The 23,107-nt window shown below is 39.1% G+C and carries 22 protein-coding genes and 1 other RNA gene; 16 read left to right on the plus strand and 7 right to left on the minus strand.

The annotated features are described in order from the left end of the window. Window positions 1–68 precede the first annotated feature (68 nt). The 7 genes from clpP (at window position 69) to M1F25_RS03825 (ending at window position 8,406) form a co-directional block, all read left to right on the plus strand. Window positions 69–689: an ATP-dependent Clp endopeptidase proteolytic subunit ClpP gene (gene clpP / locus M1F25_RS03795; RefSeq protein WP_004905443.1), complete on the plus strand. Its 621-nt coding sequence runs from the start codon at window positions 69–71 to the stop codon at window positions 687–689. A gap of 114 nt (window positions 690–803) precedes the next feature. Then, window positions 804–2,081: an ATP-dependent protease ATP-binding subunit ClpX gene (gene clpX, locus M1F25_RS03800; protein ID WP_094962144.1), complete on the plus strand. Its 1,278-nt coding sequence runs from the start codon at window positions 804–806 to the stop codon at window positions 2,079–2,081. Window positions 2,082–2,287: 206 nt separating this feature from the next. Beyond that, window positions 2,288–4,726 carry an endopeptidase La gene (gene lon, locus M1F25_RS03805; RefSeq protein ID WP_181489323.1) on the plus strand — a complete coding sequence of 813 codons (2,439 nt, stop codon included), beginning with the start codon at window positions 2,288–2,290 and terminating at the stop codon, window positions 4,724–4,726. A 236-nt stretch (window positions 4,727–4,962) separates the two neighbouring features. Then, on the plus strand, window positions 4,963–5,238 hold the full coding sequence (gene hupB, locus M1F25_RS03810; RefSeq protein WP_004914513.1) for a nucleoid-associated protein HU-beta: 276 nt from the start codon (window positions 4,963–4,965) through the stop codon (window positions 5,236–5,238). 175 nt (window positions 5,239–5,413) lie between these two features. Further along, window positions 5,414–7,285 carry a peptidylprolyl isomerase gene (ppiD, locus tag M1F25_RS03815; protein WP_112307847.1) on the plus strand — a complete coding sequence of 624 codons (1,872 nt, stop codon included), beginning with the start codon at window positions 5,414–5,416 and terminating at the stop codon, window positions 7,283–7,285. 144 nt (window positions 7,286–7,429) lie between these two features. Further along, the gene (locus M1F25_RS03820; protein WP_232368719.1) at window positions 7,430–7,801 is read left to right on the plus strand and encodes a ComEA family DNA-binding protein; all 372 of its coding nucleotides are present in this window, start codon (window positions 7,430–7,432) and stop codon (window positions 7,799–7,801) included. A gap of 176 nt (window positions 7,802–7,977) precedes the next feature. Beyond that, the gene (locus M1F25_RS03825; protein ID WP_136134840.1) at window positions 7,978–8,406 is read left to right on the plus strand and encodes an acyl-CoA thioesterase; all 429 of its coding nucleotides are present in this window, start codon (window positions 7,978–7,980) and stop codon (window positions 8,404–8,406) included. A gap of 60 nt (window positions 8,407–8,466) precedes the next feature. Here the strand turns inward: M1F25_RS03825 and queC are convergent, their stop codons facing one another. Then, window positions 8,467–9,156 (minus strand): 7-cyano-7-deazaguanine synthase QueC, encoded by a 690-nt coding sequence (queC, locus tag M1F25_RS03830; RefSeq protein ID WP_181489325.1) that lies wholly within the window; start codon window positions 9,154–9,156, stop codon window positions 8,467–8,469. A gap of 277 nt (window positions 9,157–9,433) precedes the next feature. Here queC and M1F25_RS03835 point away from each other — a divergent pair, with 277 nt between their 5' ends. From M1F25_RS03835 to amtB, 5 genes are all read left to right on the plus strand, one after another. Continuing rightward, window positions 9,434–9,895 carry an Lrp/AsnC family transcriptional regulator gene (locus tag M1F25_RS03835; RefSeq protein WP_004905429.1) on the plus strand — a complete coding sequence of 154 codons (462 nt, stop codon included), beginning with the start codon at window positions 9,434–9,436 and terminating at the stop codon, window positions 9,893–9,895. 75 nt (window positions 9,896–9,970) lie between these two features. Next, the gene (locus M1F25_RS03840; RefSeq protein WP_181489327.1) at window positions 9,971–11,716 is read left to right on the plus strand and encodes a SmdA family multidrug ABC transporter permease/ATP-binding protein; all 1,746 of its coding nucleotides are present in this window, start codon (window positions 9,971–9,973) and stop codon (window positions 11,714–11,716) included. Next, window positions 11,713–13,497: a SmdB family multidrug efflux ABC transporter permease/ATP-binding protein gene (locus tag M1F25_RS03845; RefSeq protein WP_004905423.1), complete on the plus strand. Its 1,785-nt coding sequence runs from the start codon at window positions 11,713–11,715 to the stop codon at window positions 13,495–13,497. Before M1F25_RS03840 ends, M1F25_RS03845 begins: the two co-directional genes overlap by 4 nt. A gap of 172 nt (window positions 13,498–13,669) precedes the next feature. Then, window positions 13,670–14,008, plus strand: coding sequence for a P-II family nitrogen regulator (gene glnK / locus M1F25_RS03850; protein ID WP_004905421.1), 339 nt, complete (start codon window positions 13,670–13,672; stop codon window positions 14,006–14,008). A 10-nt stretch (window positions 14,009–14,018) separates the two neighbouring features. Continuing rightward, window positions 14,019–15,305, plus strand: coding sequence for an ammonium transporter AmtB (amtB, locus tag M1F25_RS03855; RefSeq protein WP_004905420.1), 1,287 nt, complete (start codon window positions 14,019–14,021; stop codon window positions 15,303–15,305). Window positions 15,306–15,443: 138 nt separating this feature from the next. Here amtB and tesB read toward each other — a convergent pair whose 3' ends face one another. After that, complete coding sequence (gene tesB, locus M1F25_RS03860) at window positions 15,444–16,313, minus strand: acyl-CoA thioesterase II (RefSeq protein WP_181489678.1); 870 nt, start codon at window positions 16,311–16,313, stop codon at window positions 15,444–15,446. Between the two features lie 238 nt (window positions 16,314–16,551). On the opposite strand from tesB, the gene M1F25_RS03865 reads away from it, so the two are divergent. Together M1F25_RS03865 and ffs are read left to right on the plus strand one after the other, a co-directional pair. Further along, on the plus strand, window positions 16,552–17,010 hold the full coding sequence (locus M1F25_RS03865; RefSeq protein ID WP_004905418.1) for a YbaY family lipoprotein: 459 nt from the start codon (window positions 16,552–16,554) through the stop codon (window positions 17,008–17,010). Window positions 17,011–17,151: 141 nt separating this feature from the next. Beyond that, window positions 17,152–17,248: signal recognition particle sRNA small type (gene ffs, locus M1F25_RS03870), an RNA gene on the plus strand. Window positions 17,249–17,593: 345 nt separating this feature from the next. Here ffs and M1F25_RS03875 read toward each other — a convergent pair. The 4 genes from M1F25_RS03875 to gloB form a co-directional block, all read right to left on the minus strand. Then, window positions 17,594–17,797, minus strand: coding sequence for an HHA domain-containing protein (locus M1F25_RS03875; protein ID WP_004905417.1), 204 nt, complete (start codon window positions 17,795–17,797; stop codon window positions 17,594–17,596). 74 nt (window positions 17,798–17,871) lie between these two features. Beyond that, window positions 17,872–18,240 (minus strand): Hha toxicity modulator TomB, encoded by a 369-nt coding sequence (gene tomB / locus M1F25_RS03880; RefSeq protein WP_004905413.1) that lies wholly within the window; start codon window positions 18,238–18,240, stop codon window positions 17,872–17,874. Window positions 18,241–18,763: 523 nt separating this feature from the next. Beyond that, window positions 18,764–20,134 (minus strand): murein transglycosylase D, encoded by a 1,371-nt coding sequence (gene mltD, locus M1F25_RS03885; protein WP_094962148.1) that lies wholly within the window; start codon window positions 20,132–20,134, stop codon window positions 18,764–18,766. An 81-nt stretch (window positions 20,135–20,215) separates the two neighbouring features. Continuing rightward, window positions 20,216–20,971 (minus strand): hydroxyacylglutathione hydrolase, encoded by a 756-nt coding sequence (gloB, locus tag M1F25_RS03890; RefSeq protein WP_004905408.1) that lies wholly within the window; start codon window positions 20,969–20,971, stop codon window positions 20,216–20,218. A gap of 40 nt (window positions 20,972–21,011) precedes the next feature. On the opposite strand from gloB, the gene M1F25_RS03895 reads away from it, so the two are divergent. Continuing rightward, window positions 21,012–21,746: a class I SAM-dependent methyltransferase gene (locus M1F25_RS03895; RefSeq protein WP_094962149.1), complete on the plus strand. Its 735-nt coding sequence runs from the start codon at window positions 21,012–21,014 to the stop codon at window positions 21,744–21,746. On the opposite strand, the gene rnhA is transcribed toward M1F25_RS03895, so the two are convergent. Next, complete coding sequence (gene rnhA, locus M1F25_RS03900) at window positions 21,743–22,213, minus strand: ribonuclease HI (protein WP_004905405.1); 471 nt, start codon at window positions 22,211–22,213, stop codon at window positions 21,743–21,745. The two genes, M1F25_RS03895 and rnhA, sit on opposite strands and share 4 nt — an antisense overlap. Window positions 22,214–22,267: 54 nt before the next feature. Between rnhA and dnaQ the strand changes: the two genes are divergently transcribed. Further along, a complete protein-coding gene (dnaQ, locus tag M1F25_RS03905; protein WP_094962150.1) occupies window positions 22,268–23,029 on the plus strand; it encodes a DNA polymerase III subunit epsilon in 762 nt (253 codons plus the stop codon). Window positions 23,030–23,107 lie beyond the last annotated feature (78 nt).

Genomic DNA, 23,107 nt, shown 5'->3' on the forward strand with positions numbered 1-23,107 from the left:
CTGCTCAAAATAGCAGGCAGACAGCAAATTAGGCGCAAGCACCGGAACGTTTTTAATAGGAGATTTCGATGTCACATTTTGGCAGTCAGGAACAATTAGCATCTCAAATGGCCCTTGTGCCTATGGTCATAGAGCAAACTTCTCGTGGTGAGCGCTCGTATGATATTTACTCACGTCTATTAAAAGAACGTATTATCTTCCTGACTGGTCAAGTGGAAGACCATATGGCGAATTTAATCGTCGCTCAGATGTTATTCCTTGAAGCAGAAAACCCTGAAAAAGATATTCATTTGTATATTAATTCACCGGGTGGCGTTATTACCGCAGGAATGTCAATTTACGATACGATGCAGTTTATCAAGCCTGATGTAAGTACTATTTGTATGGGACAAGCTTGTTCCATGGGGGCTTTTTTATTGACGGCGGGTACCAAAGGTAAACGTTTCTGCTTACCAAATTCACGCGTGATGATCCACCAACCATTAGGGGGTTATCAAGGTCAAGCGTCAGATATCGAAATTCATGCTCAAGAAATTCTTAAAGTGAAATCTCGAATGAACGAGCTAATGGCTCTACATACTGGTAAATCCATTGAAGAAATTACTCGAGACACAGAGCGTGACCGCTTCTTATCTGCAAATGAAGCAAAAGAGTATGGTTTAGTCGACCAAATTTATAGTAGCCGTTAATGGGTTAACTTTTGGTATAATTAGTTCATACCATAAACTATTTTAAAGAAAATCGTTGTTTTGTTTTTTAATTGAATGAAAACAAAACAATATGGATAAAAGTGAGGTCAACTGATGACAGATAAACGCAAAGAGGGGACAGGAAAACTGCTTTACTGCTCTTTCTGCGGAAAAAGTCAGCATGAAGTTCGTAAGCTGATTGCCGGTCCGTCAGTCTATATTTGTGATGAATGCGTAGATTTATGTCTCGATATCATCCGTGAAGAAATAAAAGAACTTACGCCGCACCGCGAGCGTAGTGAGCTGCCTACGCCACATGAAATCCGACAGCATCTTGACGACTATGTCATCGGCCAAGAAAAAGCGAAGAAAGTCTTAGCGGTTGCTGTATATAACCATTACAAGCGCTTGCGTAATGGTGATAAAACCAGTGATGGCGTTGAATTAGGCAAAAGTAATATTTTGCTAATTGGCCCAACCGGTAGTGGTAAAACGCTTTTAGCTGAAACTTTAGCACGTTATTTGGATGTACCATTTACAATGGCTGATGCAACGACATTAACTGAAGCTGGTTATGTCGGTGAAGACGTTGAAAATATTATTCAAAAATTACTACAAAAGTGCGATTACGATGTTGAAAAAGCTCAGCGTGGTATCGTATATATTGATGAAATTGATAAAATTTCACGTAAATCAGATAACCCATCAATTACCCGTGACGTTTCTGGTGAAGGTGTGCAACAAGCCCTTCTGAAACTAATCGAGGGAACGGTTGCAGCAGTACCGCCACAAGGGGGACGTAAACACCCTCAGCAAGAGTTCTTGCAGGTTGATACTTCAAAGATCCTCTTTATTTGTGGTGGGGCATTTGCAGGGCTCGACAAAGTAATTGGCCAGCGTTTAAATACCCGTTCAGGTATCGGTTTTGCTGCCGAAGTGAAAGGTGAATCAGATAAAGCAACGGAAGGTGAGTTATTAACTCAGGCAGAGCCAGAAGATTTAATTAAATTTGGTTTAATTCCTGAATTTATTGGCCGTTTACCTGTTGTTGCAACATTAACTGAATTAAGTGAAGAAGCATTAATTCAGATTCTGCAAGAGCCTAAAAACGCTTTAACTAAACAATATCAAGCCTTATTTAGCCTTGAAAATACTGAACTCGAATTCCGTGAAGAAGCACTAAAAGCAATAGCTAAGAAAGCTATGGCACGTAAAACCGGAGCTCGTGGTTTACGCTCTATTGTTGAAGCTGCATTGTTAAATACGATGTATGACCTTCCTTCAATGAGTGATGTTGAAAAAGTTGTCGTTGATGAAAACGTCATTAACGAACAATCAGAACCGCTATTGATATATAGCAAACCTGATGCTCAAGCTTCTGGCGATAACTAATCCCATATAAAACGTTCAATAGTTAATCAAACGAAATGAGGGGTTTCCCTCATTTTGTTTTTTATGTTCAACTAGCCATTGAATGCTAAAATCTTGTCCCCATATAGTTTATATTCTGAGGTGTGGTTTCCTTGTTCTAGAAAGTAATTTTAAAACAAGAGATAGAAACCCTTAAACTAGCGTGAGCTAAACGAAGAGAGAGCTTTATGAATCCTGAGCGTTCCGAACGCATTGAAATACCAGTATTGCCTCTGCGTGATGTAGTGGTATACCCACATATGGTGATCCCACTGTTTGTTGGACGTGAAAAATCCATTCACAGTCTGGAAGCAGCGATGGATCATGACAAGCAGGTAATGCTGGTTGCGCAAAAAGAAGCCTCGACTGATGAGCCAGGGGTGAATGATTTATTTGCTGTCGGTACAGTCGCATCGGTTATTCAGATGCTAAAACTGCCTGATGGCACCGTTAAAGTCCTCGTTGAAGGTCTACGACGCGCACGTATTACCAGTTTGACAGATAATGGCGAATATTTCTTAGCGCAAGCAGAATATTTGGCAGCAGAGCAAAATAATGAATCTGAGCACGCAGCGTATGATGAAGCGACAGCGGGTTCTCAATCATCAGACGCACTTGATGAAAAAGAAAACGAAGTGTTGTACCGCACTATCGTTAGTCAGTTCGAAAGTTATATAAAACTGAATAAAAAGATTCCACCTGAAGTATTAACCGCGTTACATGCGATTGAACAAGATCAGCTAGACAAACTGGCAGATACCATTGCCTCTCACATGCCACTAAAATTAGCGGATAAACAACGCGTTTTAGAAATGGCAAATATCGCAGAGCGTGTAGAGTTTTTGATGGCCATGATGGAGTCAGAAACTGAGCTGCTGCAAGTGGAAAAACGCATCCGCAACCGTGTTAAAAAACAGATGGAAAAAAGCCAGCGTGAGTATTATCTGAATGAGCAAATGAAAGCCATTCAGAAAGAGCTGGGTGAAATGGACGATGCGCCAGACGAATATGAATCGCTAAAACGTAAAATCGAAGAAGCGAAAATGCCAAAAGAGGCACAAGAGAAAGCAGAAGCAGAATTGCAGAAGCTGAAAATGATGTCGCCAATGTCAGCAGAAGCTACTGTTGTCCGTAGCTATATTGATTGGATGGTGCAGGTACCATGGCATAAACGTAGTAAAGTCAAAAAAGACTTAGTTAAAGCTCAAGAAGTGTTAGATACCGATCACTACGGTTTAGAGCGTGTGAAAGACCGTATTTTAGAGTATCTGGCAGTGCAAAGCCGCGTCAGTAAAATTAAAGGGCCAATCCTCTGTCTGGTTGGGCCTCCGGGCGTGGGTAAAACCTCTTTGGGGCAATCTATTGCTAAGGCTACTGGCCGTCAATACACTCGTATGGCATTAGGTGGGGTGCGTGATGAAGCTGAAATTCGCGGTCACCGTCGTACCTATATCGGTTCAATGCCAGGTAAGCTGATTCAAAAGATGGCAAAAGTAGGGGTCAAAAACCCACTATTTTTATTGGATGAAATTGATAAAATGTCATCTGATATGCGTGGTGACCCAGCCTCTGCATTATTAGAGGTGCTTGATCCAGAACAAAATATTGCCTTTAACGATCACTACTTGGAAGTGGATTACGATTTGTCTGATGTGATGTTTGTTGCAACATCCAACTCGATGAATATTCCAGCACCATTGTTAGATCGTATGGAAGTCATCCGTCTTTCTGGCTATACAGAAGATGAAAAACTGAATATTACGAAAAAACATTTGCTGTCTAAGCAGATTGAACGTAACGCATTGAAAAAGAATGAGTTAACTATCGATGATAGTGCTTTAATGAGCATTATTCGTTATTACACTCGTGAAGCTGGAGTTCGTGGTTTAGAGCGTGAAATCTCTAAATTGTGTCGTAAAGCGGTTAAAGCGCTGCTCATGGACAAAAAGCTTAAGCACATTGAAATCAATGCTGATAACCTGAAAGATTATCTGGGTGTTCGCCGTTTTGATTATGGCCAAGCAGACACAGAAAACCGTGTTGGGCAAGTTACAGGCCTTGCTTGGACTGAAGTTGGTGGTGACTTACTGACTATTGAAACTGCATGTGTGCCAGGCAAAGGCAAACTAACTTATACCGGTTCTTTAGGTGAAGTCATGCAGGAGTCTATCCAAACGGCATTAACGGTTGTTAGAGCTCGAGCAGAAAAACTGGGTATAAATAGTGATTTCTATGAAAAACGTGATATTCATGTTCACGTACCAGAAGGCGCTACACCAAAAGATGGCCCGAGTGCGGGTATTGCGATGTCAACCGCTTTAGTCTCTTGCTTAACGGGTAACCCAGTTAGAGCTGACGTAGCAATGACAGGTGAAATTACTTTAAGAGGTTTAGTTTTCCCGATAGGCGGCCTGAAAGAAAAATTATTGGCTGCACACCGCGGAGGGATTAAAACCGTATTAATCCCTAAAGAAAACGAACGTGATTTAGAGGAAATTCCTCAAAATGTGATCGCGGATCTCGAAATTCATCCGGTGAAAACAATTGAAGAAGTTCTTTCTTTAGCTTTAGTTAACCCTCCTTTTGGGGCAGAAGTAGTTAAAAAGAAAGCTAAAAGAGTGAGCTGAATCAAGAAGTTTGTATAAAATTAAGACTGACAGCTAATTTAGGGCTTGTCAGTCTTTTTTTTCATCGCTAATTTAACGATGATTCTGATAATTGTTTGTATGCAATCTGTTCTCTTGCCATTGGTAATCAGGATTGATATAACGGCTGCATCATTAATTAACTATACTAATAACTGCTATAGTTAATTATAGTTAATTAAGAGATTTATAGTCCAACTAATATGGGGATGATAAGAGTGAATAAAGCTCAACTGATTGATCAAATCGCTTCTGATGCGAATATTTCTAAAGCTGCAGCAGGTCGTGTTGTTGACGCGTTCGTTGCTACTGTAACAGGTTCTCTGAGTAAAGGGGATGATGTTGCTCTAGTTGGCTTTGGGACTTTCTCTGTTCGTGAGCGTGCAGCACGTACAGGCCGTAACCCTCAAACGGGTAAAGAAATTAAAATAGCTGCGGCGAAAGTTCCTGCTTTCCGTCCAGGCAAGGGTCTTAAAGACGCTGTAAATAGCTAATTAGGTATTTAAGTTTGTCTTTCTCGTAATTTTGCGAAAACTCAAACTGACGGAATGTCTTTAATCAGCTAATATATAAGCGCACCATTGAAATGGTGCGCTTTTTTTTCTTTCTGAGTTAAGATTAGCGTATTATCAGGAAATTGAATTCAACAAAGCGGAGTTAAGCCTTTTTATGATGGAAAATTTACGCACAAAGGCGAATAGTCCTTTGCTCAAAATAATACTGGCGCTGATTATCCTTTCATTCGTGTTGGGTGGCGTTATGATGGGGGGCCTCGGTGGCAACAGTGCAAATAATGCAGCTGAAGTTAACGGGCAATCAATAAGCCGTGAACAGCTACAGCAGGCTTTTCAACAAGAACGCCAATCATTACAAGAGTACCTAGGGGATAAATTCTCAGAAGTCGCTAGTAATGAAGAAAGTATGAATTTACTGCGTCGTCAAGCTCTTGATAACTTGATTAACAATGAACTGATTAATCAGTATGCTAATGAATTACAGCTCTCAGCAAGTGACCAGCAAATTGAGCAATATATTTTCTCAATGCCTGTTTTCCAGACAGATGGCCGGTTTGATAGCGAAAAATATCGTGAGATCTTAAGTCGTAACAACATTAACGCGGATAGCCTTGCGGCTCAAATTCGCCAAGACCTTACACGAGCTCAGTTAGGAAAAACCTTTACTGGAACGGATTTCGCTTTACCATCAGAAGTTAAAGCATATGCTGAATTATTTATGCAAGAACGTGAAATTCGTACTGCAATCTTAGATTTAGCAGAGGTTCAAGCAAAACAAACAGCTTCTGAAGAAGAATTAAAAGCCTACTATGATGCCAACCAAAATAGCTTTATCTCACCTGAGAAAGTACAAGTAAGCTATGTTGAAATGGATGCAGCATCAATGCCGCCAGCGACAGTGTCAGCTGAAGAAGTAAAAGCGTATTATGATCAAAACCTGAAAAATTATACTCAGGCAGAGCAAAAACAGTACAGCATGATTCAGGTAGCTTCAGAAAAAGAAGCAAATGATATTCTGAATGAATTAAAACAAGGTGCGGACTTTGCAACACTGGCAACTGAAAAATCAACGGATAAATTCAGTGCAGGGCAAAAAGGCTTGATTGGTTGGATGGAAGCGGCATCAACGCCAAGCGAAATTGTGGACGCAAAATTAATAGAAAAAGGGCAACTTTCGGCACCTGTTAAATCACAAAATAGTTATGTTATCTTTCGCTTAGATGATATTAAACCTGAATCTATTAAACCGTTTGAGCAAGTTGAAGAAAGTATTAAAACTAGCTTACTTCAAGATAAAAACATTAAACAATTCTATGACTTACAGCAGAAGGTTAGTGAGGCTGCCACGAGTGATATGGAATCATTAGTTTCGGTTGAATCTGTATCTGGTTTGAAAGCTGTGACAACGGATTGGTTTGATAGAACAAATCCACCTGCCGCACTTAATTTCCCTAAAGTGGTCAGTGAAGTATTTAGCGACCGTTTAGTGGATAAAAATGGTTCTAAAGGGATCAACTCAGATGTTATTAACGTTGAAGGGGACCGTGCATTTGTTGTGCGTGTAACAGAGTACAAACCTGAAAGCGTTGAACCTTTTGATAAGGTTAAGTCCGAAATTGAAACTCTGGTTAAGCGCCAAAAAGCGGATGCAGAGTTGAAAGCTACGAGTGATAAACTTCTTGCTGAGTTAAATGCGGGTAAAGGAACAGAAGCTCTAAATGCGGCGGGGGTTAAATTTTCCGATACTCAAACTGTTTCTCGTTTAATGCCACAAACAGCGGTTATTAATGCAACGATGGAAATGCCGCAACCTGCTGATGGTAAACCAAGTTATGCACTTGCGCGTGATGAGTCCGATAACTATGTGCTTATTCAACTAGATAAAGTTACGCTAGGCCAACCGACGGATGATGAGTTAAAGCAACTGACTCGTGAATACCAAGGTGCTATGAGTTCTGCGGTCAATGAAGCTCTGATGCTTAACTTGCGTGAGAATGCAAAAATTGAAGTGCTGAATATTGAGTAATTGCGAGCAGCTTCGCAAGTAAAATTGTAACTTCATGAATAGAAGGCCACCTTTGGGTGGCCTTTCGTATTTTCAGTATTATTGAAAAGTGTTCCGTATTTTTCTATGGCATCGTTGTGTCTCAACATACACAGGAGAACAAATATGTTATGGAATTCAGTCAATAAATGCAGATTAGGTATTGTTCTGCTCCTTTCTTTATTATGCTCATTCTCTTCTTTTTCTTTGGCTAAGAAAATTGAGCGAGAAAAAGCCACAGAGGCTGTCATTCAAGAAAAACAAGTAAGTAATAACTCACCATCAACGAGCCATGGCCAGTCTGACAAAGTGAATATCAACTTAGCGGGTGAAGAAGAACTTGCAGAAAAACTTACTGGTATAGGTAGGCAAAAAGCGAAAGCAATCATTGAATATAGGCAAAAGTATGGTGCTTTTAATTCCATTGAAAATATTTTAGAAGTTCAGGGGATAGGTCCTGCATTTTTAGAAAAGAATAAAGATAAGTTAACTTTGTAACTAAAATCCCCCATACAGAGTATGGGGGTAATATATTAAAGGTTACTAATTAAGCAGAAAACTAAACTTTTTATAAATAATTTGCGAGCTAAGTCTTATTATTGATAATCATTCAGCACATTTTCCGTACATTTGTTATTTTTATGTTATTAAAAAATAAACTGGTCGGAGTAGTTATGACAACACACATTAAAGTTCATGGTTATCATATAGATGTTTTTCAACATGTTAATAATGCACGTTACTTAGAATTCTACGAAGCGGACCGCTGGGAATGGATGAATAAGCGTAATTTCATTAGTTGGGCGATAAAAAACAATTTAACAATGGCTGCGGTGAATATTAATGTAAATTATATCCAAGGCGTCTTGCTTGGTGATGAGCTGACAGTAGTGACTCGAATGGATAAAATCGGCACTAAAAGCGCAGTCTGTTATCAACAAATAATTCGCAATAAAGCAGGGGCTCAAGAGGTAGTTTCTGATGCTTATGTGACATTTGTATTTATCGATAACATAGAGAATAAAGCGATTGTTATTGATGAACAATTGCGTGAGAAACTAGAGTCATTCAAAGTAGGTTCTGAAGACTTTATTCAAAATTAGCCTACCTAGCTTGAATCGTTATTAATAAGCTAATGGCAGGCTGTGTGTTTGACTAATTAATTATAACTTTTGCTTTAGTGAGAGCATGATAGCTTCTTTATCACTTAAATATTCATTTAAGCCCTTGCTCCTTAAATGGCAGGCAGCACATTCACCGCAACCATCACCTTGAATACCATTATAACAAGTCAGTGTTTGCTGCCTGATCGTTTCAAGGTGACCATAGCTGTCGGCAAGTGCCCAGGTTTGGGCTTTATTCAGCCACATTAACGGGGTTTCAAAGCGAATATTTTTGGCAAGACCGAGGTCTACTGCATGGTTGAGAGCTTTGACAAACTCATCTCGGCAGTCCGGGTAACCTGAAAAGTCGGTTTCACAAACCCCCGTTATCACTGCTTCTGCCTGTACTTGGTAAGCATAAATTGCAGCTAATGTGAGGAATAAAATGTTACGCCCTGGAACAAAAGTACTAGGTAACGCATTTGACTCACTTTCAGCGAAATCAGGGACTGGTATGTTGTCTCGGGTTAAGCTACTGATTGCCAAATCATTGAGTAATGTGACATCTAACACTTTATGTGCTGCAGCACCTAAAGATACGCTTAATTTCTGTGCGACTTCGATTTCAAAACGGTGGCGCTGGCCGTAATCAAAAGTAACACAGTGAACTTCATCATAGTTTTGCAAAGCTTGAATAAGACAGGTTGTTGAGTCTTGGCCCCCGCTAAAAACCACAACTGCGCGTTTCATAGGTACTCCTTGGTGATATATCATTTTCAATATGTAATAAGAAGAGAGCGAAACATGTTAGCGATACTAGGATGCAATTAATAGTTCTATTTTTATCAAGCGAGTTTGATTGAGGTACTATTTATATGTCAATTTGGTTATTTGTGTAAAAATATTCTATAATCGTGGTGTTTGGTAACATTTTTATTGTTTTTTAATTATTCAATTTTGCATAATATGTTTATGCAGCTAATAAAATAACGACAAAAGTACTTACACCTAAATCAAGAGAGCATTCATGTTAGATAAAATAGACAAAAAACTGCTTTGTTTATTGCAAAATGACAGTAGCCTATCCTTAAATACCCTTGCTGAAGCTGTTAATTTAACATCTACTCCGTGCTGGAAAAGATTAAAAAGGCTTGAAGATGAAGGCTATATTCGAGGGCGAGTGACCTTACTCGATGGTGAGAAGCTAGGTTTAGGTTTAACGGTAATTGTGACAATTAAAACACAGCATCATAATAGTGAGTGGTATGAGCAATTTGTTTCTTTTGTTAGTCAACTTCCTGAGGTGCTGATGTTTTATCGCATGGCTGGTGAGTATGATTATCTTATGCAAGTCGAAGTGCATGATATGAAATCATATGATTTGTTTTATAAAAAGCTAGTCAATGGTGTCCATGGTCTAATAGATGTAACCTCAAGCTTTGCAATGGAAAAAATCAAATATACGACAGTATTGCCTATCCCTGATTAACCTCGTAATAACTTAGATAATTACGGTCTCTCATTCTTAGGCATCAATAAATCAATATATTCAAGGCAGTATTACGTGCGATTATTTTCACAACTAGGTTGGTATTTTTTAAGTGAATGGCGGCGCTATCTCGGCGCTGTTTGCTTTTTAATTATCATTGCTATTTTACAATTAGTTCCTCCACGCATTGTTGGTGTTGTCGTTGATGGAATAAGTAAAGGAGCAATGCCGACAAAGCAATTAATCACTTATGTTTTAATCATGCTGTTGATTGCATTGGTTGTGTATGGGTTGCGGTATATTTGGCGTTTATGGTTATTTGGTGCTTCTTATAAGTTAGCTGTACAGCTACGACAAAAGTTTTATCGGCAATTAAGTCTGCAGAATCAAGCGTTTTACCATAAGTATCGAACGGGAGACCTAATTGCACGTACAACGAATGATGTTGACCGAGTCGTGTTCGCAGCTGGTGAAGGTGTTTTAACATTAGTTGACTCATTGGTGATGGGGTGTGCGGTGCTCATCATGATGAGTGTTGAAATTAGTTGGCAGCTTACTTTACTAGCACTTATTCCAATGCCAATTATGGCATTAATCATTAAACGGTATGGAGACCAGCTTCATCAGCGTTTCAAGCATGCTCAAGGGGCATTTTCGTCTTTAAATAATCATGCGCAAGAAAGTTTAACAAGTATTCGTATGATTAAAGCTTTTGGCCTTGAAGATCATCAATCAAATCAATTTGAACAGGTAGCTACTGAGGCAGGGCGTCGCAATATGCATGTTGCTAAAGTTGATGCGCGTTTTGACCCCACCATTTTTATGGCGATTGGTATGGCAAATTTACTCGCTATTGCAGGTGGAAGCTGGATGGTATTAAACGATACATTGACGTTAGGTGAATTAACGAGCTTTGTAATGTATCTAGGGTTAATGATTTGGCCGATGTTAGCGCTTGCTTGGATGTTTAATATCGTTGAACGAGGTAGTGCGGCTTATAGCCGTATTCTAAGTTTACTCAATGAACCGCTAGTCATTCAGGATGGTTCGCATTCATTACAGCCTGAAAAGGGAAACTTGAATGTGAATATTATCAACTTTAGTTATCCAGAAACTAAGCGAATAGCATTACATGATATTAAGTTTGATTTAAAACCTGGACAATTTTTGGGGCTTTGTGGGCCGACGGGGTCTGGAAAATCAACGTTGTTGACGTTATTACAGCGTCAATTTGATGTGACGGAAGGGGCGATTTGCTATCAAGGCTTATTACTACCCGAAATCCGTTTAGATGAATGGCGTGCTCGGTTATCTATCGTAAATCAGTCCCCATTTTTATTTTCAGATACAGTTGCTGGCAATATCGCGCTTGGGCGGCCTAATGCCACTCAAGATGAAATTGAACAGGCTGCGCGTATAGCTTGTGTACATGATGATATTTTACGTTTACCTGAAGGCTATTCTACTCAGGTTGGTGAGCGCGGTGTCATGTTATCTGGCGGGCAGAAACAACGAATTTCTATTGCAAGGGCTATCTTGCAAAATGCAGAAGTCTTGGTGTTAGATGATGCACTTTCTGCTGTTGATGGGCAGACCGAGTTTACAATTTTACAAAATTTAAGCCATTGGCGGCAGGGTAGGACTATGATAATTAGCGCCCATCGTCTATCTGCATTGGTAGAGGCAGACAATATTATTGTGTTATCTCAAGGTGCTATTGTTAGTCGAGGTAAACATGAAGCGCTTATTGAGCAATCGGGTTGGTATAAAGATATGTATCAGTATCAACAGATTGAAGCTGCTCTGGATGGTGAGCTATGAGCCAAAAGAAACCGCTATGGCCAGCACTCAAGCGTTTGCTTGGTTATGGAAAAGCATACCGAGGAACCATGGGTATTGCCATTGCAATGCTATGGTTAGCCGCTATTGCAGAAGTTAGTGGGCCTCTGCTAATCAGCTATTTTATTGATAACATGATAGCGAAAAAACAAATCATCATGCCACTTGCTTTATATATGGCAGTTGGTTTTATATTGCTCCAAGTTATTGCAGCGTTATTACATTACTATCAAATTATTTTATTTAATAAAGCCTCTGTGGGGGTAGTGCAAACATTACGTACAGATGTGATGAATGCAGCCCTTCGACAGCCCCTAAGTGCATTCGATAAGCAACCTGTTGGCCAATTAATTTCACGAGTTACAAATGATACTGAAGTTATTAAAGATCTATTTGTGATGGTTGTGCCGACGGTATTTCGTAGTTTAGCCCTGATTTGTGCCATGTTAGTTGCTATGTTTTCATTGGAATGGCGTATGGCATCAATTGCAGTGATGATTTTTCCTGCAGTATTTGTGGTAATGCTTGTTTATCAGCGTTTAAGTACGCCCATTGTGCGCCGTGTGAGATCTTATCTTGCAGATATTAATAACGGTTTTAACGAAGTCATTAATGGAATGACAGTTATTCAGCAATTTATCCAACAGGCTAGGTTTGGCGAAAAAATGCAAAGTATTAGCCAAGACCATTATTTTGCAAGAATGAAAGCATTAAAACTTGATGGCTTACTATTAAGGCCATTACTAAGTTTACTTTCAGCTTCAGTATTGTGTGGCTTGCTATTGCTATTTGGGTTCGAAGGAACGACTACCATTGGTGTTGGTGTCTTATATGCATTTATTAACTATTTAGGTCGCTTGAATGAGCCGCTTATTGAGTTAACTTCTCAGCAATCAATGCTTCAACAAGCTGTTGTTTCTGGTGAGCGTGTATTTGAATTAATGGATAGTCCGCAGCAAGGTTATGGTGAAAGTATTGAGCCATTACAAGGAGGTTCAATCTCAATTAACCATTTATCTTTCGCTTACCGTGATAACAAAATGGTACTTAAAGATATTAATTTACAAGTGCCTGATAATAACTTCGTTGCATTAGTCGGTCATACAGGCAGCGGTAAAAGTACCATAGCAAATTTAATTATGGGGTATTACCCGTGGCAGGAGGGAGATATTTTATTAGATGGACGTAATTTGAGTTCACTATCCCACCAAGTATTACGTAATGGTATTGCAATGGTACAACAAGACCCTGTTGTCCTCGCTGCTTCTTTTTTTGACAACGTCGCATTAGGACGTGAGATTAGCCAAGACAAAGTTTGGGAAGTTCTTGAAACTGTTCAGCTTGCTGGGTTGGTTCGTGGTTTACCTGATGGACTAGATACCGTGCTTGGTGAACAGGGGAATACCTTGTCTGTAGGGCAAAGACAGTTATTAGCGATGGCCCGAGTTCTTGTGGTGACACCCAAAATTTTAATTTTGGATGAAGCAACCGCGAATATTGACTCAGGGACAGAGCAAGCGATACAAAAAGCGTTACGAGTGATTCGCCAACATACTACGTTAGTTGTGATCGCCCACCGTTTATCGACAATTGTCGACGCTGACCAAGTCGTTGTGTTACATCGTGGTGCAATTGTTGAGCAAGGTAAACATTTACAGCTTTTGCAACAAAAAGGACGTTATTATCAAATGTACCAGTTGCAGCAAGTTGGAGAATCATTAAATGCCCATAGTGATGCTGAAATTGAGGCTATACCTAGTTAATTATTCTGCACTCTTATAATGCATACCTTAAAACCACTCATTCGAGTGGTTTTTTATTTTGTTCTTTCCTATTGAATTTTATGGATAAATATATTTTGGCACACGGTTTGCTATAAAGTCAGTGCTGTCCGAAGTATTAAGCAGCTTATTCATATGACTTATAGGAGTGAACATGAAATATATCATCGCGATCATTAAGCCATTTAAATTAGATGAAGTTCGAGAGGCACTATCAGATATTGGGGTTCAAGGGCTTACGATTACTGAAGTTCGAGGGTTTGGGCGGCAAAAAGGACATGCCGAATTATATAGAGGAGCTGAATATACCGTCGATTTTTTACCTAAAGTACGTATGGAAATAGCGGTTTCTGATGAGTTGGTAGAGCAGGTGATTGAAACAATTGAAAAAAAAGCTTATACGGGCCAAGTCGGGGATGGAAAAATATTTATTTTGTCATTAGAGCAAGCAGTACGTATTCGTACAGGTGAAAAACAAGACGAAGCACTGTAGGAGAGCAAATATGAGCAAAGGGTTCCAATACTTATTTTTATTGATATCAATGGGTGGTTTTCCAATAACCGTGTTTGCAGCAGAGGAAACCCTAGATAAAGCTGATAACGCATTTATGATGATAGCGACTGCTTTAGTTATTTTTATGATACTGCCAGGTATCGCATTATTTTATGGTGGGTTACTGAGAAGTAAAAATGTTCTTTCTTTAATGGCTCAAACTGCGGTTATTTTCGCTTTAGTGTCTGTTATTTGGATTGTTTATGGATACAGTTTAGCTTTTAGTGAGGGGAATGATTTTATAGGTGGTTTTAGTCAGATTATGTTGAAAAACATCACTGTAGATAGCTTATCTGGGCCGATCCCTCAATTTATTCACGTTGTATTCCAAGGTGCATTTGCATGCTTAACAGTTGCATTAGTGATAGGTGCACTAGGGGAGCGCATTAAATTTTCTGCAATTTTAATATTTACCGTTATCTGGACTACATTTGCTTATTTACCAATGGCACACATGGTATGGGGCGGCGGTATTTTATCCCAAGATGGTGCACTAGATTTTGCAGGGGGGACGGTTGTTCATATTAATGCGGCTGTTGCAGGTTTAGTTGGTGCTTACTTACTTGGACATCGTACCGGATTAGGGAAAGAAGCCATTAAGCCTCACAACTTACCTATGGTATTTATGGGAACCTCCATATTATTTATTGGCTGGTTTGGTTTCAATGCAGGTTCGGCAGGAAGTGCAAATAGTATTGCAGCCTTAGCGTTTGTGAACACTATTGCAGCGGCGGCTGGTGCTATTTTATCATGGACTTTAGCAGAGTGGATTTTCAGGGAAAAACCTTCATTATTAGGTGCTTGCTCTGGGTGCTTGGCCGGGTTAGTCGGTGTTACGCCAGCGGCGGGCACTGTGGGTGTCGGCGGGGCATTAATCATCGGGCTGCTTTCTGGGCTAGCGGGTTTATGGGGGGTTGTGATTTTAAAACGTCGGTTAAAAGTTGATGATGTGTGCGATGTTTTTGGGGTTCATGGTGTCTGCGGAATTTTAGGTTGTTTACTAACGGGGGTGTTCACCTCAACTGCATTAGGTGGAAGTGGCTATGCAGAAGGTATTACGATGATGAAACAAGTGGGAATTCAAGCTATTAGTATTCTAGTTTGTGTTGTTTGGACTGCAATTGTTGCTTATATTGCATTTAAAATCGCAGAGAAAACGTCTGGCTTACGCATTAATGTTGAAAAAGAAAGGGAAGGTTTAGATATTACTTCTCATGGTGAAAGTGCCTACAATTAACCTTAATGTAATGATAATGACAGGATAATACTGTGTTTTATGTAAATTGATAATGGCAGCGTATTGCTGGCTGCCATTACCTTTTTAAACTGACAATTTTATTTTTCTAAGTAAGTAATCACTTACTTGAAGTCCCTTCTATTTTTGAGGTTGCCTATGGCGGATTACGCCCTCTTGGACAGCCGTTGCAACAAGATCACCTTGTAAATTATAGATTTGTCCTTTTACAAAACCCCTCCCTCCTGATGCTGAAGGGCTTTCTACGGCATACAGTAACCAATCATCAATTTTAAATGGACGATGGAACCACATTGAATGGTCAATCGTTGCAACCTGTAAGTCGCGTTCCATAAAGCCTCTACCATGCGGTTGTAATGCGGCTGGAAGGAAATTGTAATCAGAAGCATAACCTAATAAATAGTGATGAAGTGAAGGTAGGTCAGGTAGCTGCCCTTTTGCTTTGAACCAAATATAGCGAAATGGTTCTTGAGGGGCGGAATCGAATGGGCTGTAAAACTCAACAGGGCGAAACTCAAAGGGAGTTGGCCTAAGAGCGTATTTTTTAACTGCTTCCGGTAATTGATCAGCCAAACTTTGAACAATATCATCTTGAGAAATTAATTTTGTCGGTGGTGGCACATCCGGCATTAAGTTTTGATGGCTATAACCTTCTTCTTGAGATTGAAATGATGCGGTCATAAAGAAGATAGGCTTGCCATTTTGAATGGCACTTACTCGGCGTGCACTAAAACTTCCACCGTCGCGCAAAATTTCAACGTCATAAACAATAGGACGAGAGCTGTCACCGGGGCGCAAAAAATAACTATGAAAAGAATTAATCGCTCTTTCTTCAGGTATGGTTTGTTTCGCAGCATACATGGCTTGCCCAACAACCTGCCCGCCAAAAACTTGAGGCAATCCAAGGTCTTCACTTTGTCCTCGAAAAATCCCTTCTTCAATTTTTTCGAGTTCAATTAGGCTAATTAAATTCTGTAATTCTGGGCTCATAGTCATCTTAGTTCTGTTATATGTAAATGAGATACAGGTATTTTCCCATTATTTACCCTGAATAGGTAGATTAATTGCTATCGAATAAATTGGGGTTACGTATTGTTACATTTAGAAATATAAATGTATTATTCTACCAATATTAGTTATACTTTTTATCATTCCTTGTCAGAAAATGATTTGTCTATTCCGATTATTTAAAAATGTTTTAGTAAACATTGTATTATAGGTAATAACTATGAAGTTTTTTCGCTACATTGTTAGCTTATTAGTGCTTTTAACGTTGGTTGGCTGTGAAGGGAATAGCACAAAGCCCAGTGAAAAAACACTTAATGCTAAAAATAGCAATAATAACCAGACGGTAGATTCAGGGAAAATTGAGGGCCGTGTGGTAATCTTACAGGATACTGTTTTACCCGAAGGTGCGGTTGTTACAATCACTTTGGCAGATACAACAGTTGCGGACTTACCTGCTCTAATATTATCTCAAAAATATTATAATTCGGTGAACAATCGGCCGACTATTCCTTTTGAACTAACTTACCAAAAAAGTGAAGTTAGGCAAGAAGGTACGCTAGTTGTGAATGCAACTATAAGCGCAAACGGAAAACTATTGTATATCAGTGATAGTGTTGTAGAGGTTATCAACAACGGTATTACAAAAAATGTTGAATTATTGATGGTCTCTGCGAATTAGCCAATGTACCGGCTCTTAGTTGAGTCTCTATTTTTATAAGTGTTTGTGTGATAAATCGCCACTTAGCCATGGGTTTCTTGCTATTTCAATGACTATCAAGCATAATGCCTCTGCTTTGAAAGAAGCAATCAATGGGGGCTCTGTTGGTTCTCCCGCAACGCTAACTTGTTAACTTGGTCAGGTCCGGAAGGAAGCAGCCATAGCAGGGGTCGTGTGTGCCGGGATGTCGCTGGCAGGGCTCCCACCCAATTCTAAGACCTTTCCTTGTATATCAATCTCCCTATTCCAATTTATTATAAATATAATTTTTAATTGTTTTTTCTGTTTATTCTTTTTTATTTTTATAAATGTAAATTAAACTTTAAGGTTTAAATGAATTCAAAAGTTAAAAAGAAAAGTTAAGAATACAACATTAATTGTTGAGTATTGTGATAAGAAAAAGTTGGCAGGCTAAAATTTAAAATAAGAAAATCCTATTAGCATAATAATTATGCCAATAATAAAATGACAAATACATTGCGTTCAGCCGATAAGTGGATTTACCGGCTATAACCATTCACTATCTGTGCGTGTTAATAAGATATTATCTAACAAACTTCCAAACAGACGCTGGGATTTTATCATAAAGCTTATTCATTGTGAGTTCAGCTAAGCGGTGATCTGCTGCTGAATAGAATAGCTCTAGCTCATCATCAGATAATTCATACTTATTTTTTTCAATGACACGCTCAAGTGTTTCAATTGTGGTGCATTTTCTTAAACGCATCAGATAATCAGATTTGGTCATAATACCCTTTCTTTTATGCAAAATTACTTATTAATATACGGTTTTATAGTCTGAACTAAAGGTAAATAATACCTTTAAGTTTTGCTGGTTAGGCACTTTAGGTCATCATCCAGCACAGCGACAAGGCTGTGATTCATTGCTTCCCAGTCTATAATTTCACTAAGTGTGATAACTGGGCTGCCGAATAAATCATAGGTCTCATCGAGGTATTCTTCGATAAGTGATATAACAAGATTTTCTTTTGGGTATTTGATTTTAAACCGCCATACAAATGCAGCGATATGTTCAATGAGTTCATTCAAGGCTGCGCTTTGCGGGGAGCTTAAATCATTAATCCAGTGTGTATTTGTTTTTTGTAAGCTTAAAATAGCGTCTCTATTGAGACTATTACATAAGTATTTTAGTTCTGCTATATCATGTCTTTTGGGTGAGTATTCATCCATAATCACCTCCGCAGGCGAATCTGACTTTTGCTGTGTGTATTTTTTATCAATAATGTCATGTTAACTAATTAAAGCACCTATGTTCAATATAAAAGTTTGCACGTTAGTATATTGAAAAATATAAGATTATTGCTAGTTCGTTAAACTTTCGAAAATTATTAATATAATACATAAGCGATGTTCGAATACGGACTGGCTGCTCGGACTAAACTAGCCGCGATATAATAATAGCATTATTACCACATATGTCACCACCAATAAACGACTTTTTTCTAATTTATTAGTGAGTAGTTGAGGTTTGAGTTACGTATGTTCTGTTTAAACTCAATTTTATGAAGTATTTAAACTATAGTTTAACCATCGGTTATTCTAGTACAGCGAATATGAAACCTTTATACAAAAGATGTTATAAAAATTATTATCCTATTTAATTCATTCAAATAATTAATTTTTACTAATAAGAGAATTCAAAATAAAAAAGCTTTTATCTGAAATAGACAAAAGCTTTTTTGCTGAGATTAACTTAAAGGTAGAGGTTTAAGGTCACCCCTGGTTTCAGGTCGGCCATTTTAACACCTGAATTCCAAGTCATTAAATCATTGAGCTTTATGCCATGACGCTTAGCAATGCTATAGTAGGAATCGCCTTTTCTTACTTTATAGGTTTTTGCCTTACGGCTACTTGCTGTAGACGCTGGGCTAGCAACTTTTAATACTTGCCCAGGTTTGATAACGCTTGCGGTTTTTAATCCATTTAGCTTTTGAATATCTTTCGCAGTAGTATTGAATTTTTTTGCAATACTTGCGACGGATTCGCCTTTGCGTACTTTATATGTCGCTATTTTAGCTCGATTTTGACGCGCACTAGAAATTGCAGTAGGTTGTGCTGTTTTTATCTGCTGATTTTGTTGCGCTGCTAAGCGAATCGTGTTTAAAACGTCTTGGTCTGAAAGAGATGTTTTGAATTGTTCGGCTTTAGCCGTAGGTAGCATAATATAATGAGGGCCACTTGGTGATGTTATACCGCGAGTGTAACCAGAATTATATGTTTTTACCGATTCAACTGTTAACCCAGCCAACTCAGCAGCTTGAGATAACGTGATTTGTTGGCCAACATCAATTTGAGTGAGTGCTCTATTTTTATTACTTGTTGGCAAATTAACTTGATACCTTTCAGGATTTTTTAATACTTGGCTAAGCGCTAAGATTTTTGGTACATATTGTTTGGTTTCTTTCGGTAAAGAGAGTGACCAGAAATCAGTTGGTAACCCGGCAGCCTCATTTTTCTTGATAGCATTTTGTACACAGCCTTCACCACAGTTATAGGCAGCTAGAGTGAGCTCCCAGTCATGGCCGAACATAACATTTAAGTTTTCGAGAAGATCGAAGGCCGCTTTAGTTGAAGAAACGACATCTCTGCGTTCATCAACCCATTGTGTTTGTTTTAGGCCATATGAGCGAGCCGTGATAGGGACGATTTGCCATAGGCCTGCAGCTTGTGCCGGAGAAGTTGCTTTAGGATTAAACGAGCTTTCAATAATAGGAATTAAAGCTAACTCCATTGGTAAATTGCGCTCATTAATTTCGTCTACGATGAGGTACATGTATGGCTCAGCTCTTAATGCCACATCGTAGACAAAACGTTGTTTATTTAAATAACTATTTGCTAACTCCCTAATTTGAGGTTTATCAGGGACATCCATTTTTAGTTCATCACTAATATAACCCCATAGGTCATAATCAGATTTAGGTAATTGTCTACTGGCGGCTTGGTTATGTGGTGCAACAGTTTCAATTGTATGATTACTAGGAGTTTTGTTCTGCTTAATTTTTTTCGGGGCAGTTTGGCATCCGGCCAACAGAACAATGGCGATAAGCGTCGCGATTATCTTCATTCTTTTCTATTGTTCTTCATTTTAATGTTTAAAAGTCGAACAATAATACTTATCCCACCCCGATATGACAATCATTAAACTTTAATATTGGTCTTTTAATTGACGCAGTAGGGTAAAAATTGCTCTTAAAGGTGGGTTTTGTAGATTAATATTGAGTTTTTTCTGTAGTTGAGGGTTGTCACATTGCAGAAAAATATTTATTTTTTTCTCTATTTTCAATGTGGTAGGTACTGTTGGTTGATGTTTGTCACGTATTTGCGTTATTTTTTGTAAATATTGTGTAATCGCTTCATTTTCAGGCCATATATGGTGTGCAAATTTGAGATTAGATAAAGTATATTCATGAGCACAACAAATTAAGGTTTCATCAGGGAGTGCTGCAATTTTTTGGATAGATTCAAACATTTGCTCGGGCGTTCCTTCAAATATCCGCCCACAACCCGCAGAGAATAGGGTGTCACCACAGAATAAATAAGGTGCTTGGTAAAAGCCAATATGCTCAGATGTATGGCCTGATAATGAAATAACCTGTAGGTTGAACTCGTCAATTATGACTTTATCACCATTTTCGACTATTTCTGTTGCTCCTTTAGATTGAGTTTCTTTTGGGCCAAAAACGGGAAGAGTTGTAAATTTGCTTAAAATCCCTTTTACGCCACCCGTATGGTCATTATGGTGGTGAGTTAATAGGATTGCGACTGGGGTCAATCGCTTGGCTGTAATTATTTCAAGCACAGGCTCTGCCTCTGCAGGGTCAACGATGATACACTGTTGGTGGCTATCAGCTAAAACCCAAATGTAGTTATCGTTTAAGGCTGGTACTCGAATTAACTCCATAATGACCTCGATACTTGTTAATAGTTAATAGGGGAATTTCATGAAGCCTGCGCGTATTGATAAAAAAATTCAAATGCCTGTTAGTTGGTCTGACATTCCTTTTGGAGAACAATACCGTCAAGCCATAGAAAATCAACTTAGCCCTTGGTGGCCAAAGATATTTGGCTTTCATCTGCTTAAGTTAGGTCATTTAAGTACTGAAATCCAGACCGAAGGCTGTCTTATCTCTCACCAATTTAATGTTGGTACCGGCGATCCGCGTTTTAACCTTGTTGCCAAACCCGAAGCTTTACCATTAACCCAAAAATCTATAGATGCCTGCCTAATGACTCACTGTTTGGCTTATAGCCATGATCCTCATTGGCTCTTACGGGAGGTTGACCGGGTATTAATCGACGATGGCTGGTTAATTATTTCAGGTTTTAACCCTTTCAGTCTTCTTGGAATGGCGAAACTCGTGCCTGTTTTACGTAAACGGCAGCCTTATTGTAGCCGTTTTTTTCCATCCGTTAGGGTATTTGATTGGCTCAGCTTATTAAATTATGAAGTTTTGTATCATCGCAATTGCCAAATAATCCCTTGGCTGGGGGCGAATAGACGAGTGAATAAAAGCTGTGGGGGAGTTGGTGTTTTAAGCGTGATTGTGGCGCGGAAACGGACTTACCCACTAACTCCGACACCACTAAAATTTAAGCAACCAAAAGTTAAGATTGGAACAGCACTCGGTACAGCAAAGGAGATCAGTAAATCAATGAAGGTAAACGACCCTTCTTAGTTTTGTGCGGGTTGGTAACCCGTGTCTTCTTTAGTTGGTGCTGAAGCCGCAGCTCGAGCTAATTCATCACATTTCTCGTTTTCGGGGTGGCCAGCATGGCCTTTAACCCAACGCCAATCAATAGTATGTCGTTGGATGGCATCATCGAGGCGTTTCCATAAATCGACATTAACGACAGGGGATTTATCTGCTTTTCGCCATTGTTTACGCTTCCAGCCGTGGATCCATTGTGTTATTCCTTGTCGTACGTACTGGCTATCAGTGGTTAAAATAATATCACAAGGTCTTGTTAGCGATTCTAATGCTTTGATGGCTGCAAGTAGTTCCATTCGGTTATTTGTGGTTAAAAAATAACCTTCACTCAACGTTTTTTCATGCTGTTGGTAGCGTAAAACAACGCCATATCCACCAGGGCCAGGATTGCCCAAACAGGAACCATCCGTGAAAATTTCTACCTGCTTTGTCATTTCTGTTACACTCTATATTATTCGTTCCCCTCTAGTTTGACACAAAAAAACATTATGAGCACGGTGATAACCAGACAAATTGTCCTTGATACTGAAACAACCGGTATGAATAAACTCGGTGTTCATTATGAAGGGCACAACATTATAGAGATTGGTGCGGTTGAAGTGATTAACCGCCGACTAACAGGGCGTAATTTTCATGTGTACATTAAACCTGACCGTTTAGTGGATCCTGAAGCATTCGAAGTGCATGGGATAAGTGATGAATTTTTACAAGATAAACCTGTTTTTGCAGAAATTGCGGATGAGTTCCTTGAATTTATTCGAGGTGCAGAGCTTGTTATTCATAATGCTCCCTTTGATATCGGTTTTATGGATTATGAATTCCGTAAACTTAATAAAGGAATTCCACCCACGCAAGATTTTTGTACCATCACTGATAGCTTAGTATTGGCTCGCAAACTTTTCCCGGGTAAACGGAATAACTTGGATGCGCTATGTGACCGCTATTTAATTGATAACTCTAAGCGAACACTGCACGGGGCTTTACTCGATGCTGAGATTCTGTCAGATGTCTATTTGGCAATGACAGGCGGGCAAACTTCATTATCATTTTCGATGGATTCGGAATCGGCTAATAATGAGCAAGAGTATGAAATTCAAAGAATTGAACGTCCCCAAACTGGCCTTAGGGTGATTTTTGCTTCCGATGAAGAGCTTATTGCTCATGAAGCCCGGCTGGATATTGTTGATAAGAAGGGTGGCAAACCCTGCCTTTGGCGGCAATCTTCCGATGAGGCTGAAAATTTACACTAATGATTGGTGTTATCATTAATGGTTGCTTAGGAAAATGCATAGAAAAGCCTCTCAAGGCTAAAAACTGTTCAACTGCGC

Source organism: Providencia sp. PROV109 (assembly GCF_033681625.1).
Lineage (GTDB): Bacteria > Pseudomonadota > Gammaproteobacteria > Enterobacterales > Enterobacteriaceae > Providencia > Providencia hangzhouensis.

Excerpts from the sequence above, each read along its gene's own strand:
- clpP (WP_004905443.1), top strand. The coding sequence starts at position 69 with ATGTCACATTTTGGCAGTCAGGAACAATTAGCATCTCAAATGGCCCTT.
- clpX (WP_094962144.1), top strand. The coding sequence starts at position 804 with ATGACAGATAAACGCAAAGAGGGGACAGGAAAACTGCTTTACTGCTCT.
- lon (WP_181489323.1), top strand. The coding sequence starts at position 2,288 with ATGAATCCTGAGCGTTCCGAACGCATTGAAATACCAGTATTGCCTCTG.
- ppiD (WP_112307847.1), top strand. The coding sequence starts at position 5,414 with ATGATGGAAAATTTACGCACAAAGGCGAATAGTCCTTTGCTCAAAATA.
- M1F25_RS03820 (WP_232368719.1), top strand. The coding sequence starts at position 7,430 with ATGTTATGGAATTCAGTCAATAAATGCAGATTAGGTATTGTTCTGCTC.
- M1F25_RS03825 (WP_136134840.1), top strand. The coding sequence starts at position 7,978 with ATGACAACACACATTAAAGTTCATGGTTATCATATAGATGTTTTTCAA.
- queC (WP_181489325.1), bottom strand. The coding sequence starts at position 9,156 with ATGAAACGCGCAGTTGTGGTTTTTAGCGGGGGCCAAGACTCAACAACC.
- M1F25_RS03835 (WP_004905429.1), top strand. The coding sequence starts at position 9,434 with ATGTTAGATAAAATAGACAAAAAACTGCTTTGTTTATTGCAAAATGAC.
- M1F25_RS03845 (WP_004905423.1), top strand. The coding sequence starts at position 11,713 with ATGAGCCAAAAGAAACCGCTATGGCCAGCACTCAAGCGTTTGCTTGGT.
- glnK (WP_004905421.1), top strand. The coding sequence starts at position 13,670 with ATGAAATATATCATCGCGATCATTAAGCCATTTAAATTAGATGAAGTT.
- amtB (WP_004905420.1), top strand. The coding sequence starts at position 14,019 with ATGAGCAAAGGGTTCCAATACTTATTTTTATTGATATCAATGGGTGGT.
- tesB (WP_181489678.1), bottom strand. The coding sequence starts at position 16,313 with ATGAGCCCAGAATTACAGAATTTAATTAGCCTAATTGAACTCGAAAAA.
- M1F25_RS03865 (WP_004905418.1), top strand. The coding sequence starts at position 16,552 with ATGAAGTTTTTTCGCTACATTGTTAGCTTATTAGTGCTTTTAACGTTG.
- M1F25_RS03875 (WP_004905417.1), bottom strand. The coding sequence starts at position 17,797 with ATGACCAAATCTGATTATCTGATGCGTTTAAGAAAATGCACCACAATT.
- tomB (WP_004905413.1), bottom strand. The coding sequence starts at position 18,240 with ATGGATGAATACTCACCCAAAAGACATGATATAGCAGAACTAAAATAC.
- mltD (WP_094962148.1), bottom strand. The coding sequence starts at position 20,134 with ATGAAGATAATCGCGACGCTTATCGCCATTGTTCTGTTGGCCGGATGC.
- gloB (WP_004905408.1), bottom strand. The coding sequence starts at position 20,971 with ATGGAGTTAATTCGAGTACCAGCCTTAAACGATAACTACATTTGGGTT.
- M1F25_RS03895 (WP_094962149.1), top strand. The coding sequence starts at position 21,012 with ATGAAGCCTGCGCGTATTGATAAAAAAATTCAAATGCCTGTTAGTTGG.
- rnhA (WP_004905405.1), bottom strand. The coding sequence starts at position 22,213 with ATGACAAAGCAGGTAGAAATTTTCACGGATGGTTCCTGTTTGGGCAAT.
- dnaQ (WP_094962150.1), top strand. The coding sequence starts at position 22,268 with ATGAGCACGGTGATAACCAGACAAATTGTCCTTGATACTGAAACAACC.